This is a genomic window from Dechloromonas aromatica RCB, assembly GCF_000012425.1.
In genome coordinates, this window is record NC_007298.1 from 1,410,379 (window position 1) to 1,425,054 (window position 14,676).

Annotated in this window: 9 protein-coding genes and 1 tRNA gene; 6 read left to right on the forward strand and 4 right to left on the reverse strand. The window is 56.2% G+C overall.

Translation table 11 applies throughout. The features are described from left to right. Positions 1-21 precede the first annotated feature (21 nt). Positions 22-1,305 (forward strand): serine--tRNA ligase, encoded by a 1,284-nt coding sequence (gene serS, locus DARO_RS06735; RefSeq protein ID WP_011287061.1) that lies wholly within the window; start codon positions 22-24, stop codon positions 1,303-1,305. 44 nt (positions 1,306-1,349) lie between these two features. On the opposite strand, the gene mltF is transcribed toward serS, so the two are convergent. Then, entirely contained in the window at positions 1,350-2,858 is a 1,509-nt protein-coding gene (mltF, locus tag DARO_RS06740; RefSeq protein ID WP_049758550.1) for a membrane-bound lytic murein transglycosylase MltF, read from the reverse strand. 54 nt (positions 2,859-2,912) lie between these two features. On the opposite strand from mltF, the gene DARO_RS06745 reads away from it, so the two are divergent. The 3 genes from DARO_RS06745 (at position 2,913) to DARO_RS06755 (ending at position 6,435) form a co-directional block, all read left to right on the forward strand. Next, a tRNA-Ser gene (locus DARO_RS06745) sits at positions 2,913-3,000 on the forward strand. 146 nt (positions 3,001-3,146) lie between these two features. Continuing rightward, positions 3,147-4,811, forward strand: a complete 1,665-nt coding sequence (locus DARO_RS06750; RefSeq protein ID WP_198134112.1) for a site-specific integrase — start codon at positions 3,147-3,149, stop codon at positions 4,809-4,811. A gap of 76 nt (positions 4,812-4,887) precedes the next feature. After that, the gene (locus DARO_RS06755) at positions 4,888-6,435 is read left to right on the forward strand and encodes an HsdM family class I SAM-dependent methyltransferase (protein WP_041224793.1); all 1,548 of its coding nucleotides are present in this window, start codon (positions 4,888-4,890) and stop codon (positions 6,433-6,435) included. Positions 6,436-6,791: 356 nt separating this feature from the next. Here the strand turns inward: DARO_RS06755 and DARO_RS06765 are convergent. Beyond that, positions 6,792-7,918, reverse strand: a protein-coding gene (locus DARO_RS06765; RefSeq protein ID WP_497462969.1) for an IS3 family transposase whose coding sequence is annotated in 2 segments (ribosomal slippage) — positions 6,792-7,660 and positions 7,660-7,918 — 1,128 coding nt in all. Because the reading frame shifts where the segments join, the coding sequence is not laid out codon by codon here. Between the two features lie 97 nt (positions 7,919-8,015). Between DARO_RS06765 and DARO_RS06775 the strand changes: the two genes are divergently transcribed. Both DARO_RS06775 and DARO_RS06780 read left to right on the forward strand, forming a co-directional pair. Next, the gene (locus DARO_RS06775; RefSeq protein WP_497463061.1) at positions 8,016-8,990 is read left to right on the forward strand and encodes a restriction endonuclease subunit S; all 975 of its coding nucleotides are present in this window, start codon (positions 8,016-8,018) and stop codon (positions 8,988-8,990) included. Positions 8,991-9,063: 73 nt separating this feature from the next. After that, positions 9,064-12,297: a type I restriction endonuclease subunit R gene (locus DARO_RS06780; RefSeq protein WP_011287068.1), complete on the forward strand. Its 3,234-nt coding sequence runs from the start codon at positions 9,064-9,066 to the stop codon at positions 12,295-12,297. 307 nt (positions 12,298-12,604) lie between these two features. Here DARO_RS06780 and DARO_RS06785 read toward each other — a convergent pair whose 3' ends face one another. Further along, on the reverse strand, positions 12,605-14,329 hold the full coding sequence (locus tag DARO_RS06785; protein WP_011287069.1) for a DEAD/DEAH box helicase family protein: 1,725 nt from the start codon (positions 14,327-14,329) through the stop codon (positions 12,605-12,607). After that, complete coding sequence (locus DARO_RS06790; RefSeq protein WP_041224254.1) at positions 14,329-14,562, reverse strand: hypothetical protein; 234 nt, start codon at positions 14,560-14,562, stop codon at positions 14,329-14,331. The genes DARO_RS06785 and DARO_RS06790 overlap by 1 nt, the downstream gene beginning before the upstream one ends. Positions 14,563-14,676: the final 114 nt, after the last annotated feature.

The following is a 14,676-nucleotide window of genomic DNA, read 5'->3' on the forward strand; positions in this document are numbered from 1 at the left end:
CCGAGACTTTCAGGAACAAGCATGCTCGACATTCAACAACTCCGCTCCAATCTTGACGCCGTTGCCGAGGGCCTGGCCAAGCGCGGCAAGCCTATCGATTTCTCCGAATTTTCTGCGCTGGAAGCCGAGCGCAAGACACTGCAGACCCGCACCCAGGATCTGCAGGCTCAGCGCAACAGCCTGTCCAAGCAGATCGGCATGTTGAAGGGCAAGGGTGAAGATGCTTCCGAGGTGATGGCGCAGGTTGGTTCGATCGGCGATGAACTGAAGGCTTCCGAAGCCCGCCTTGCCGAACTGCTGACCCAGTTCAACGCCATTCTCGCCGCGCTGCCGAATATTCCAGATGACAGCGTGCCCGTCGGCAGTGACGAAACCGGTAATGTCGAAATCAAGCGCTGGGGGACGCCGCGCGTCTTCGATTTTGAGGTCAAGGACCATACCGATGTCGGCGAGGCGCTCGGCCAGCTTGATTTCGGTACCGCTGCCAAGATTTCCGGCGCCCGTTTCTCGCTGCTGAAGGGCGGCCTGGCCCGTCTGCATCGGGCACTTGCCCAGTTCATGCTCGACACGCATACCGCCGAACATGGTTATACCGAACTCTATGCCCCTTACCTCGTCAATGCCGCCAGCTTGTACGGTACCGGCCAGTTGCCCAAGTTCGAGGAAGACCTGTTCAAGGTGTTGCGCGGCGATCAGGATCCGCTCTACCTGATCCCGACAGCCGAAGTGCCGGTGACCAACATCGTGCGTGACGAAATCCTCTCCGCCGAAGCGCTGCCGCTGAAGTTTGTCTGTCACACGCCGTGTTTCCGTTCCGAAGCCGGTTCCGGTGGTCGTGACGTGCGCGGCATGATCCGCCAGCACCAGTTTGACAAGGTCGAGTTGGTGCAGGTTGTGCATCCGGAGAAATCGGCCGAAGCCCACGAGGAACTGACTCGGCAAGCCGAGATCATTCTCGAGAAGCTGGAACTGCCTTATCGCCGCATGGCGCTGTGCTCGGGGGATATGGGCTTTTCTGCTGCCAAGACCTACGACCTCGAAGTCTGGCTACCGGCGCAGAACACTTATCGCGAGATTTCGTCCTGCTCCAACTTCGGCGCCTTCCAGGCTCGCCGCATGCAGGCGCGTTTCCGCAACGACAAGAACAAGACCGAGTTGTGCCACACCTTGAACGGCTCGGGTCTGGCCGTAGGCCGCACGCTGGTGGCAATTCTGGAAAACAACCAGAACGCCGATGGCAGCGTGACAATTCCTGCTGTGCTGCGTCCGTATATGGGCGGGCTTGAGGTTCTCTCGGCCGCCTGATCGGAATCGATCGCCGCTCGCGCTCCGGCGCGGGCGGAAACCCCTTATTCGTTTTCTGCCGGTCGGGCTGGGTATTTGCCTGATTCGATGGTCGGCAGCCTGAATGCGGCTGTTGAGGTATCTGTGCCGGTGGCATTGATGGCCTTTGAGGCAGCCATCTTCCTGACGTAGGTTTTTCGACGTCCTTCAACCTCCGCGACCAGCCGTTTTAGACTTTCTGCAGCAGCTGGCGTCGGTCCGAAGGGGGCGGTATTGCGCTGCAGAATGTCGTAATAGCTGCGGATATTTTCCACCAGGATCACTGCTTCACCACCCCGAGCTCGACCAGTCTTCAATTGCTGGTAAACCTTCGGCTGCGCAAGCTTGGGCAAGATCCGCTTCATCTCGTACCAGGTGTTTGGGTCGGCTTTCAATTGTTTGGCCAGCGTCCGTGCCGCATTGAAGTGGCCGGGGCCAATATTGTAGGCAGCCAGCGCCAGCCAAGTGCGATCCGGCTCCTCGGTTTCTTCCGGCAACTGTTCCTTCAGCATATTGATATAGCGGGCGCCGGCCAGGATGCTTTCGCTGGGGTCGAGCCGGTTGCTGACCTCCAGGTGGTCGGCCGTATCTTCGGTCAGCATCATGATCCCGCGCACATTGGTATAGCTGGTTGCGTTCGGATCCCAATGCGATTCGTGGTAGGCCACTGCCGCAATCAATCGCCAGTCGATGCCGGTCAGGGCTTGGGCTGCCTGGAAGTACTTGCGGAATTTGGGGAGCGTGGTTTCTATCTCACCAAGAAATTTGATGATGTCGCCTTGTTCTAGGCGCCGGACATGGCCGAGGTAGCGGTCTTCCAGTCGGGCCAGTGTGCCATCGTGTTGCACTCGCTCGATGAAGGTGTCGAGGCGAGCCTTGAGTTCTGCATTTGGGTGCTGGCCGAGCAGCCAGACTACCGGACGGGTTTCGCTCAGCGCTAGCGTGGTACGCAGGTTGGGAACGTACTGATTGGCAATGTCCTCAAAGCCCTCGTCGATAGCGACGTACTCGATCTGACGATTGCCAAGTTTTTCCAGCAGATCAAGGATGTCGCCCTGGCCGACTTCGACGACCTTGAGTCCCGGTATTTCCTTGGCCAGGCTGGCCAGCGTTTTCGCCTGGCGGGTGCCGGCCATGACATGCACCGTCTTGCTGGTCAGTTGCGAGCGTTCAGTGAGCGCCAACGATGCCTCGTGCTGGGCAAGAATGTCTCGTGTCTGAAAAATGGCAGGTGTCGACTGGATGGCGCTGTTGGCCATTGGCGAGAGCCAGGCAGCGGCAAGGTGATACTTGCTTTCGGTAAGCTGGGCTTCCAGTTCTTCCGGCGCTACGACGACATATCTGACGCCGACACCGAGTTCCTGGGCGAAGGCTTGTGTCAGATCGTATTCGATGCCGGCCGGGTTGCCGTTGTCATCGGTCGAATAAGTGAGCAGACCGGGACGGGTGAGGACGACGAGATCATGCTGGGCTGGTGTCGGAAATGGCAATGGGCCAACCTCGCCGCAACCGGCGGCGATCAGGGATGCTGTCAACAGTAATAGTCGTTTTATCCAGTACATCAGTTGTGCTATTATCCCGGCCGCTGCGGAGAGGTGGCAGAGTGGTCGAATGTACCTGACTCGAAATCAGGCGTACTGCAAGGTACCGTGGGTTCGAATCCCACCCTCTCCGCCAGCGAACAACAAAGCCCTTCGGGGCTTTTGTTTTTTATAGGTTTCTTGAAAATCAAGCACTTCTGAGTGTCGTCTTGGGAACAAGGCTGGGAACAATCCGGCTAAAATCTAGGAATGATACAGAAGTTTATGGCATACCCTCCAGGTATGGAACTGCATGGTTCCACATGGCGCGTGAACAAACGCGTGCCGCTTGATCTAATCCGCACATATCCGCAGCAGTACCCCAAGGGGCTCATTCGCTTCAACACAGGCGAATCAGATAAGCCGAAAGCTGGCGTGAAGGCTTGGTCTTGGCTTTGTGAGATTGAAGATGAGTTTCAACGGGTCCGAGAGACCGGTTCCAAACATCGTCTGCAGTTGCCTGAAGAAGAGGCCGAACTGATCATTCGGCGGATCATTCACAGTCGGCTAAGTGCCGATGAGGCAATCCGCGTTGCTGGTGTCGACGATCATACCTTCGCCAAGTTGGACGAGGAAAACGACGAGTCTCGGCAAAAGGAGCAGTTGGCGATTGCGCGTGGCGTACTGACTGCTAATGCAACGGACTTGGCACATGAATGGCTCTTCGCTCATGGCTACGACCTACCGCATGATTCGGTAGAGTTCAGACAGTTTGCCCTGCGCCTGTTCCGTCGCTTGTCTGAGGCCACCAAGATTGCCGATAGCCGTCAACGGGGGGAGTGGGTCGATACGCCTCCTGTACCTGAGCGCGAAACGAAACAGGTGGCTCCGAAGTTATCAGAGGTCATTGAGCATTTCATTGGAAAACAGGACGACACGGTTCCTATGTTCAAGAAGTTCAGGCCGACTCTCGGTCTGTTTCTCGAATATGTCGGAGATAAGTCTGTTGACCAGCTAAGGCAGCGGGAGATTGACGAATACTTCGATCTGCTCTGCAAACTGCCGCCACGTTGGGCCGATGCAAAGCGGAAACTGGAGCTTTCGATCCGGGACTTGGCAAAGATCGAATGGCCTGTATGCATCAGCAAGAAAACCTTTGAAGATGGGTACATGGCTGCCTTCAGGCCATTTCTCGTCGATGCAGTACGTGTTTTTCAGGATCAAGGTTTCCCTCCACATCTGACCATAGCCGGTATCAAATATTCAGGCGAGCGCGAAGAAACCGAAAACGAGCAACGGGCTATGCGCCAGGACGAGTTGGCGCGTCTCTTCACCGGGCCGGAATATGTCTCGTTTGCCAATGATCCAGAATGTCGCCATTACTACTGGTTGCCTTTGGTCGGGCTATACACCGGGGCGCGAATCAATGAAATCTGCCAGTTGAATCCGCAATGCGATATTCGGCAAGAGCAGGGGGTGTGGATTTTCGACATCAACGAAAAAACCGAGGGTGACGAGCGGGTCAAAAAGACGGTAAAAAATGCGTCTTCTCGGCGCAAGGTGCCTATTCACTCTGAATTGATTCGACTGGGTTTCCTTGAATATGTGGACTCGGTGAAAGAGCAGGGGGCGAAACTGTTATTCCCTAGCTGGAATCCATCGAGTGCCGGTCGGGCAGCCGGGGTCGCCGAGCGCTGGTTCCGAAAGTTGATCAAAGCTACCGGGCTGCGTGACGAAACACCTCAGGCGCGTTTGGTCGGCTTTCACGCATTCCGCCATACCTTCCTGAACAACGCGATGAACAACGACATCAGTTTTGCTGAATGGCTGACCGGACATGCACCGGAGGGGGTTTCAAAGGTGGTGGCCAAGTATCAGGGTGAGGCGGAAATCACGAAGAAGGCACAGATCATGGAATCGATACGATTCACCGTGGAACCGCCAAGGGCTTCGTGGTTGGTCAATTAGCGCCTGATTTTCAGATGAGTCAGTACAATCCCGAATGAATAACGAAGTGGTGCTTGGCACCCAAGAAAAGAATCGAATGACAATCAACCTCCAAGACCTCGAATCCCGCCTCTGGTCAGCAGCCGATCAACTTTGGGCCAACACCGGCCTCAAGCCCTCCGAGTTCTCCAACCCGGTTCTCGGCCTGATTTTCCTCCGGTACGCTGAAAAGCGATTCCATGAGGCAGAAGCGAAGCTGGTAGCGGGTGGTCTGGAGGTCTCCGACATCGAGAAGTTCGACTACCAAGCCGAGGGGGCCTTATACCTCCCCGAGACCGCACGATTCACCTACCTGCTCGACTTGGCAGAAGGCCACGACATCGGCAAGGCTATCAACGAGGCAATGGCTGCTGTTGAAGCTGACAATGACGAACTGAAGGGCGTACTTCCCCGCTCCTATGGCAAGGTCGAGAACCGCGTCTTGGTCGAACTCCTGCGCCTCCTGAATGGCTTGGGAGAGATCGAAGGTGATGCCTTCGGCAAAATCTACGAATACTTCCTTGGCAAGTTCGCTCTGGCAGAAGGCCAGAAGGGGGGCGTGTTCTATACCCCGACCAGCATCGTCAAGTTGATCGTCGAAATTATCGAACCCTTCCACGGGCAAATCTTCGACCCAGCTTGTGGCTCGGGCGGTATGTTCGTGCAGAGTGCCATGTTCGTTGGTCGCCACAAGAAACGGGCAGCCGAGGAACTCACTGTTTTCGGCACCGAGAAATCCAACGACACGGTCAAGCTGGCAAAGATGAACCTTGCCGTGCATGGTCTCTCCGGCGATGTCCGTGAATCGAACACCTACTACGAAGACCCCCACAAGGCCGTCGGCAGGTTCGATTTCGTGATGGCAAACCCACCCTTCAATGTGTCCGGCGTGGACAAGGAACGAATCAAGGACGACCCACGCTTCCCCTTCGGCGTCCCGACCACAGACAACGCCAACTACCTATGGATTCAACTGTTCTATTCTGCACTGAACAATACGGGCCGCGCTGGCTTCGTCATGGCGAACTCTGCCGGGGATGCCCGAGGTGCTGAACTCGAAATCCGGAAGAAACTGATCCTGAGCGGTGGTTTGGAAGCCATCGTCTCCGTTGGCCCCAATTTCTTCTATACCGTCACCTTGCCGTGCACCCTCTGGTTCTTTGACAAGACAAAGGCCAAGAGAGAACGCAAGGACAAGGTCCTGTTCATTGATGCCCGAGGCTACTACCGGCAAGTCAGCCGTGCCATCCGTGACTTCCTGCCTGAACAAGTCGAGTTCCTGTCAAACATCGTTCGGCTTTGGCGGGGTGAAGCTGTTGAGACCGAAGCGGGGAGCGGCGAGATGATGACGGAGCAGTTTCCGGAAGGAGCCTATCGGGACATCGTAGGGGTCTGCAAGGTGGCAACCTTGGCTGACATTGAGGCCCAAGGATGGAGTCTGAATCCGGGGCGGTATGTGGGGGTGGTACATCACTCTGCTGAGGATTTTGATTTTGAGGAACGGATTGCTTCACTCACCGAAGAGTTCGCCACCCTGAACAACGAAGCCAGTGATCTTTCTCAGAAAATCGAAATGGACCTTCAAAATCTCCTCAGTTGGAATTGACAACACATGAAGTTTCCAAACGTAAAGGTTCAGCTAAGTGAAATCGCCGACGTAATTTCTGGCTATGCGTTCCCCAGTTCTGTCTTTGCTGAAAAGGGAATCCCTGTCGTTAAGATTTCCAACATCCGGGTCGGATATGTGGACTTGTCTGATTCGCAATTCGTGCCAGATGACTATCTTGAGAAATTAAACCGTAAGTACGTGGTGTCCGGGGGGGACATACTAATCTCCCTTACGGGGTCTCACATCTCACAACCCAATTCCGTAGTTGGACGTGTTGCCAGATTCAGTTCAAACAGAGGTGGCCCCGCGCAGTTGGACAGAAATTCGGTTTTCTTAAGTGATTTCTCTGCGGGTTAAGCCGCTGCGGCGAGCAGCGGCTGGTTGAAGTAAGCCGTATCCGGGGTTTGCCCGTCAAGCGTTGAGTGCGGGCGACGGCGATTGTAGAAATCGAAATAGCGGGCCAGCGCCTGCCGGACCTCGGAAACGGTGTCGTAGCCGTGCAGGTAAATCTCCTCATACTTGACCGATTTCCAGAGGCGCTCAACGAAGACGTTGTCCCGCCAGCAGCCCTTGCCATCCATGCTGACCTGAATGGTGCTCTCCTGAAGCAAGCCAATGAAGGCGGAGCTGGTGAATTGGCTGCCTTGGTCGGTGTTCATGATTTCTGGTCGGCCGTACTTCATGATGGCTTCTTCCAGGGCATCCACACAAGGATCGGAGGTCAAACTGTTCGATAGGCGCCAAGCCAGCACCCGGCGAGTGGCCCAATCAAGCACCGCGCTCAAATAGACGAAGCCCCGGCGCATTGGGATGTAGGTCGTATCCATGGCCCAGACCTGATTCGGACGGTCGATGGCGAGGTCGCGCAGCAGGTAGGGATAGATGCGGTGCGCCTGGTTGCGCCGGCTGGTGTTGGCCTTGCGGTAGATGGCCTGAATATCGAGCTTCTTCATCAGCGTACCGACATGCTTGCGGCCGATTCCATGGCCTTCCAACTTGAGCATGTCACGCAGCATCCGCGCCCCGGCAAAGGGGTATTCCAGATGCAGTTCATCGATTCGACGCATCAACCGAAGATCGTCTTCGGGGATGGGCTGCGGCTGGTAATAGACAGAAGAGCGGGAAAGTTCAAGCAACTGGACTTGCCTGACGACAGGCAGATCGTGGGCCTTGTCGATCATCGTTTTGCGCTCGCATCGCCGATGCGACCGAGCGCGCCGGCCAAAAAATCGATCTCCAACGCCTGCTGGCCGATCTTTGCATGCAAATCCTTCAGGTCCGGCGTGGCCGCCTGCTTCTCGGCAGCCGTCGCAAAGACACCCGAGGCGTTCTCGAGCAGTTGCGTCTTCCACTGCGTGATTTGATTCGGATGAACATCAAATTTCTCCGCTAACGTGGCCAGCGTCTCGTCACCCTTGAGGGCGGCAATCGCCACTTTGGCCTTGAAGGCGGCTGTGTGGTTACGGCGAGGTCTTCTCATTGCTTCTGCTCCTTGGCAGGCGATTTCCATCGCCCATTGAAGCAGAGATTTCACTTAACCGGATGTCCTGATTCGCGGGACCACCTCTAACCTCCCAATTTCCCTATTAAATCAGAGAGCAGGGAAAATCATCGTCAAGAACAGGGCTCTTTGTGATCCTGGTTATTTGTACCGGGTGCTGATTCAGCAGTCAGTCCGGGGACAAATCGCCTCAATGGCCCACGGCGCTGCTAGTCAGGCAAACGTCAGTCCGTCTCAAGTTGGAGGCTTAGAAATAGTGCTGCCCAACATTGAGCAACAACGCCGAATCGCTTCCATCCTGTCCACCTACGACGACCTGATTGAGAACAACACGCGGCGGATCGCTATCCTTGAGGAGATGGCCCGGAGGATTTACGAGGAGTGGTTCGTCCACTTCCGCTTTCCTTTACACGAACAGGTGAAGATGGTGGAGTCCGAGTTTGGGGTGATACCAGAAGGGTGGAAAATCACTTCGCTCGGTGAAGCCTTCAACATAGTATTGGGTGGTACGCCATCTCGAAACAAATCCGAATACTGGGACCAAGGCACCATCCCTTGGATCAACTCTGGCAAGGTTAATGATCTTCGAATAACTACGCCTAGCGAATACATCACTGATCTTGGCCTGAAAAAATCGGCAGCCAAGCTGATGCCAGCAGCAACCACTGTTATTGCTATCACTGGAGCCACCCTTGGGCAAGTGAGCTACTTATGCACAGAGATGTCTGCCAACCAGTCTGTCGTGGGGGTGTTCGACGCATCAGGAAAATACAGCGAGTATATCTATCGGCTAATCCAGAACAGGATCATGGCCATCATCCAACACGCTAGCGGCGGAGCGCAACAGCACATCAACAAGGAAATCGTGAATGATGTTGTTCTAGTGTTACCCCCGGATGACGTGCTCTCTCTGTTCAACAACACAGCACTACCTATTGGCGAACTAATCAACACACTACTACACAAGAACGCCAACCTCCGCACCACCCGCGACCTCCTGCTCCCCAAACTGGTCTCTGGGGAACTCGACGTATCCGAGATCGCAGCCTGATCATTCCATGACAGAATACTAGGCACCCTGTTACCCGTGACCGGATGTCCGCTCCGCCTCACCACTAGATGCCATGACCACCGTCCTCACCGCTAAGGAAGTCACCGCCGCGTACGGAGAACTCGTCCTCGTCGAGTTACCCGCAATGGATCGCTTTGCTTCCCTCGGCTGGGCGGTCGCCAACCTATACAACGAAACCTTCGGGCAGGATGGCACCGAGGGGCGTACCTCAGAAGCAGAGGTCATTCTCACCCGGCGACTCCGCAAGGCGCTGGAGCGCATCAATCCGGGCTACTCGGCATCGGCTTATGATCAGGCCATTGAACAACTGACCGAGGACCGCTCGAAGCAGTTGCCGGTCAATGCTAACCAAGCGTTCTACAAGTTGCTGCGTGATCGGGTAAAAGTAGAGATCACCGACAACGAGGGCAACCCACAGACCGTTGAACTCACGGTCATCGACTGGCGAAATCCTGAGAACAACGACTTCTTTCTGACCCAGCAGATGTGGGTTTCGGGTGAGATGTACAAACGCCGCTGCGACCTTGTAGGCTTCGTGAATGGCATCCCTCTGGTATTCATCGAACTGAAGGCTCCCCACGTCCCCCTGAAGTCTGCCTACGACGACAACCTGAAGGACTACAAGGGCCAGAGCATCCCGCAACTGTTCCACCCCAACGCCTTCATCCTGCTGTCGAATGGATCGCAGACCCGCATCGGCACCCTGACCAGCCCCTGGGAACACTTCTTCGAGTGGCGGCGCATTGATGACGAGACAGAGGCTGGCTCCACCTCACTGGATACGGCCATCCGGGGGATGTGCGACAAGCGGCGACTGCTGGACATAGTCGAGAACTTCACCATCTTTGAGGAGGCCCGTGGTGGCCTGATCAAAAAGGTTGCCAAGAACCACCAGTACCTCGGGGTCAATAAAGCCATCGCCCAGATGATCAAGCTGCGCGAATCGGGGGATGTCGAGGCCGCCAAGCGTCTGGGCGTCTTCTGGCACACTCAGGGCAGCGGCAAGAGCCTGTCGATGGTCTTCTTCACCCAGAAGATACTCCGCACCCTCCCCGGCAAATGGACCTTCCTGATCGTCACTGATCGGGAGGAACTGGACGACCAGATCAGCAAGACGTTCAAGGCCACGGGGGCGATCCCCAATGCCAAGCTCGGGGGCACCAAGGACAACATCCTGGTCAGGGCTGCCAGTAGCAACCACCTGAAGCAGTTGCTGAAAACTGACGAGCGGTACATCTTCACGCTGATCCAGAAGTTCAGGACCGAGGCCGGGGCGCAGTACGAGAAGCTCTCGGATCGTAGCGACATCATCGTCATCACCGACGAAGCCCACCGCAGCCAGTACGACATCTTCGCCCTCAACATGAGGAACGCCCTGCCCCATGCGGCCTTTCTAGGGTTCACCGGCACCCCGCTGATCGCTGGGGAGGAGGAGCGCACCCGTGAGGTCTTCGGCGATTACGTCTCAGTCTATGACTTCGCCCGGTCTATCGAGGACGGGGCCACCGTACCGCTCTACTACGAGAACCGCACCCCGGAACTCCAGATCACCAACCAGAACCTCAACAAGGACATCGAGAAGCTCCTCGAAGAAGCCGAATTGGATGAGGCTCAGGAACAAAAACTGGAGCGTGAGTTTGCTAGGGAATACCACCTGATCACTCGGGATGATCGGCTGGAGACCATTGCCGAGGACTTGGTGAAGCATTTCCTTGGGCGTGGCTATCGTGGCAAAGCAATGATGGTCTGTATCGACAAGGCCACCGCAGTGCGGATGTACGACAAGGTGCAAGCCTACTGGCAACAGCATCTGGCTGAACTCCATGAGAAACTCACCAAGGCCACCGGGGACGACAAGGAGATACTGGCCGAGAAGATCATGGTGATGGACACCACCGACATGGCCGTGGTCGTCTCCCAGTCGCAGAATGAGATCGAAGACCTCAAGGCCAAGGGCTTGGACATCGTCCCCCACCGGCAGCGGATGCTGAAGGAAGACCTCGACGAGCAGTTCAAAGACCCCGACGGCAATCTGCGACTGGTCTTCGTCTGCGCCATGTGGATCACCGGCTTCGATGTGCCGACCTGTTCCACCCTTTACCTCGACAAGCCGATGCGGAACCACACCCTGATGCAGACCATCGCACGGGCCAACCGCGTATCGCCGGGCAAGAGTGCTGGCCTGATCGTCGATTACGTGGGCATCTTCCGTAACCTTCAGGACGCCCTCCGCATCTACGCCAAGCCCAACCAGCCGGGACAACTGCCGATCAACGACAAAGCTGCCCTGGTCGCTCAACTGGAAGCCCTGCTGGAACGTGCAGAATCGTTCTGTACCGACCTTGGCATCAATCTGAAGGGTGTGGTGAACACGCCCCCGGAAAAACGCCTGGAAGCCCTTCAGGAGGCTATGAACACCATCCTCGGCGAGGGCGAGAACACGACCAAGGCGTACCTGCTGCTGGCGGGTCAGGTTGCCCGAACCTTCAAGTCCATCCTGCCTGATGCGGCTGCCAACGCCTATGCACCGATGTCTGTTCTGGTGGCGTACCTGGGGGCGATGATCAAGGCCCTGCGTCCGCCCCCGGACATCTCCGACGTGATGAACGATCTGGATGCCTTGCTGGATGATTCCATCGCCACCGAGGGTTACCGCATCGGCCACAAGCCAGAAGCCGAGGCCCTGATCGACCTCTCGCAGATCGACTTCGCAGCCCTTCAGGAAAAGTTCGCCGAGGGCAAGAAGGCTACCGAGACTGAGAAGCTCAAGGGGCAGATCGAACAGAAGCTGGAGAAGATGGTCCGCGAGAACAAGGGGCGCACTGATTTCCTGGAGAAGTTCCAGAAGCTGATCGATGCCTACAACTCGTCAAGCCACAACCTCGAAGCCTTCTTCAAGGAACTGCTAGCCTTTGCCCAGAACCTCACCGAAGAGGAGCAACGGGCGCACCGTGAGAACCTCTCCGAGGAGGAACTGGCAATCTTCGACCTGCTGACCCAGCCAGAACCGGCACTGAGCGAGAAGGAGAAGGACGAGGTCAAGAAGGTCGCCAAGGAACTTCTCGCCAAGCTGAAGGCCGAGAAGCTGGTCCTCGACTGGAAGCTGAAGACCCAGACCAAGGCCGATGTCGAGCGCACCATCCGGGACTTCTTCATCAAGCTACCGTCTGCCTACACCCCGGCACTCAAGAAGGACAAGCGGGTGAAGACCTATGCGCATGTCTATGAGAATTATTTCGGGGCAGGGCAGAGTGTCTACCAGCGTGGTGCCGCAGGTGCCCACTGAGACGGTGAGATCAAAAAACGACAGATAGCTGAAAAACAAACGAGCGCTAGCGGTAAGCCATTCGGCTATTGGCTAGGTTTGTCTTCGGTGCTATCTGCCTTCCATCATCACGATCATCCATAAATCCCAAGCTGCCACCGAGGGCAAACAGAAGTCATCCGCATTGGTCTCCCGTTAGCGCGGTCTTCTGTTAAACCTCGGTGACAACTTCGGGTGGTGCCGACATGGTCGTGGATGATAGTAGGTGGCCCCAAACGTCGCATTCAGAACCATAACTACCTCTGGTTAATCGTGCGGGGTTTGGCGATTAAGCTGCCAGTGCAACCTCACCAGACGACGGATCGCATTGGTCCCGGCGGATGAACGATTGTCCAGCCTTGGTCCATTCCCAGCAGTTTTGCCCAGCAAGTGCGGCTGCGGAACTCCAAGTCCTTCCCTTGCATTCAGGGGCGAGCTTGGCTTTCAGGGCACGGGAGGAAATGCTGTCCGTGTCAGCCGGAAGTGACCCGAGGTGTTCAAGGATTAGGGATGCTAGGTCCATGATCAGGCCACCTTCGCGACCTTCTGCGGATAACTGACGCAACGAAGGCATGTCGCCAACCTGTCCCAGCCACTGCGACCCCACAAACCGCTGGTGCAGCATCCAGGCTTCCTGATAGCCAGATGCAAGGAAAACCTTCATGTCGTCACTTGGCGTTGCCTTACGGATAGAACTGCGCCCGACAGCCTGATAGGTCGTATGGATGCGGTAGGCCATCTGTGTCTCCTCGAAGCTCAGGCCGGTACGTGCCATGATCCATTCTGCCTCTTGGGGAATCGGGTTGGTGATAGCCAGTGCGGCGACATGATTGCAGTCCTGGAACTCATTCAAGCCGTGGCTCAAGGTGGGAATCCTGACTCCATTCGGTGGCAGCAGAGAACTTCCTTCCTCGTAGTCGTAGCCATTGTTCACCTGCAACAAATACGGTACACCCTCGAAATACTGAGAGCTAATACTGACCATCTTGTCTATAACCCGTTGGCCGGGCTCTCGCTCATCCGGGGCGCCAGTGAAGATATTCCGGGAAAGGTTGTATTTGCTGCTTCTGTCGTCCGGATGCAGAAGGTGGCCGATGGCGACGTACTTGCCTTGCTCACGGTGGATGTCCCGAAGACGTCCCTTGCTGAAACGGGGATGGCTCATGAAGCGGATACCGAACACCCGCGTCCACAGGTGGTAGAGCATGGTGTGCTCGAACAGCGCGGACATGAAAATGGCCTCGTCGAATCCTTGGAAGTGCTCCGGGGTGACGTAGCTGGCAATCAACATAACCGACTCCGCCTGATTATCGACGGCCAGTGCCGGATAGCCTTGGGTGTCGTCACCATCGGAGTCAAGGATGGCTTTGACCTTGGAGGTCAGCACCAGTTCACAGCGAACCGCAGGATTGGCGACCGCTGCCGCAAAGGGTTGCAATCCCTTGTAGCGTTGCCCGGATCGCTTGATGTTTCCAGAAGCGATTTCCCTGACCCTGCCAGCTTTCCCTTCTGCCGGAAGGATGCGGTTGTTGTCGTCGCGATCTACCGTGAAAGCCTCCTTGAAGTAGCTCAAGCCTTCCATGACCTTGTTGCCAAGATAGAAATTGAGAAACTCGACCGGGGCGAACGCTTCATCCATGATGACCCGCCACTGATGCTTCTTGGCGATCTCCGGCAGGATGGTCAGAAAGGTCTTGGTCGTCACGATCACGATCTTCCCGATATTACCGATAGCCTCATTGATCACTGCCAGCGTTTCCGCCGAGGTGGGTAAATCGTCGTTGTGGCGGGATTCGGAATGGATCAGGTGAAGGTTCCTTGCAGCAGAACCATAGGCGGCATCCAAGCGCTTTCTCAGGTTGTCCGCTGTCTGGTTGACGAGGCGGATCGTGGGGGCGACGTAGATGAAGTTCTGGGTGCTGACTTCGGGGCTGGCGATATATTCGATGGCAGCGCGGGTTTTGCCCGAACCGACCGAGGTCGAGACGGCGTAGAGCGATGGACGGAGGACCATCAGATCACCCCCTTCGCAGCAACAGCGACTTCGGTGTCAGCAGAGGTGAGGCTGCCATTCCTGGCTCGTAGTTGGTTGGCGACCTCGATCAGTGCGTCAAGGCAGAGAGCCATATCCGGATTGGGGTCGCATAAAGAATCCACGGCTGCATCGATGATGGTGGCTAATAAGACGTCAGATGCGGGTTGTTCGGGGGTTGCGATCTGTTGGGTGGAAGGGCTGGAGACGTTCATGAAATATCCTTTACGAAAATGAAAAGACCCCCGGAGGGTTTCCCCTGCGGAGGTCGTGATTGGGTTGGCTGGAGAGGTCAGGCCGGCGATTTCGGCCGTGATCTCCTATGGTGT

Excerpts from the sequence above, each read along its gene's own strand:
- serS (WP_011287061.1), top strand. The coding sequence starts at position 22 with ATGCTCGACATTCAACAACTCCGCTCCAATCTTGACGCCGTTGCCGAG.
- DARO_RS06750 (WP_198134112.1), top strand. The coding sequence starts at position 3,147 with ATGGAACTGCATGGTTCCACATGGCGCGTGAACAAACGCGTGCCGCTT.
- DARO_RS06755 (WP_041224793.1), top strand. The coding sequence starts at position 4,888 with ATGACAATCAACCTCCAAGACCTCGAATCCCGCCTCTGGTCAGCAGCC.
- DARO_RS06780 (WP_011287068.1), top strand. The coding sequence starts at position 9,064 with ATGACCACCGTCCTCACCGCTAAGGAAGTCACCGCCGCGTACGGAGAA.
- DARO_RS06785 (WP_011287069.1), bottom strand. The coding sequence starts at position 14,329 with ATGGTCCTCCGTCCATCGCTCTACGCCGTCTCGACCTCGGTCGGTTCG.
- DARO_RS06790 (WP_041224254.1), bottom strand. The coding sequence starts at position 14,562 with ATGAACGTCTCCAGCCCTTCCACCCAACAGATCGCAACCCCCGAACAA.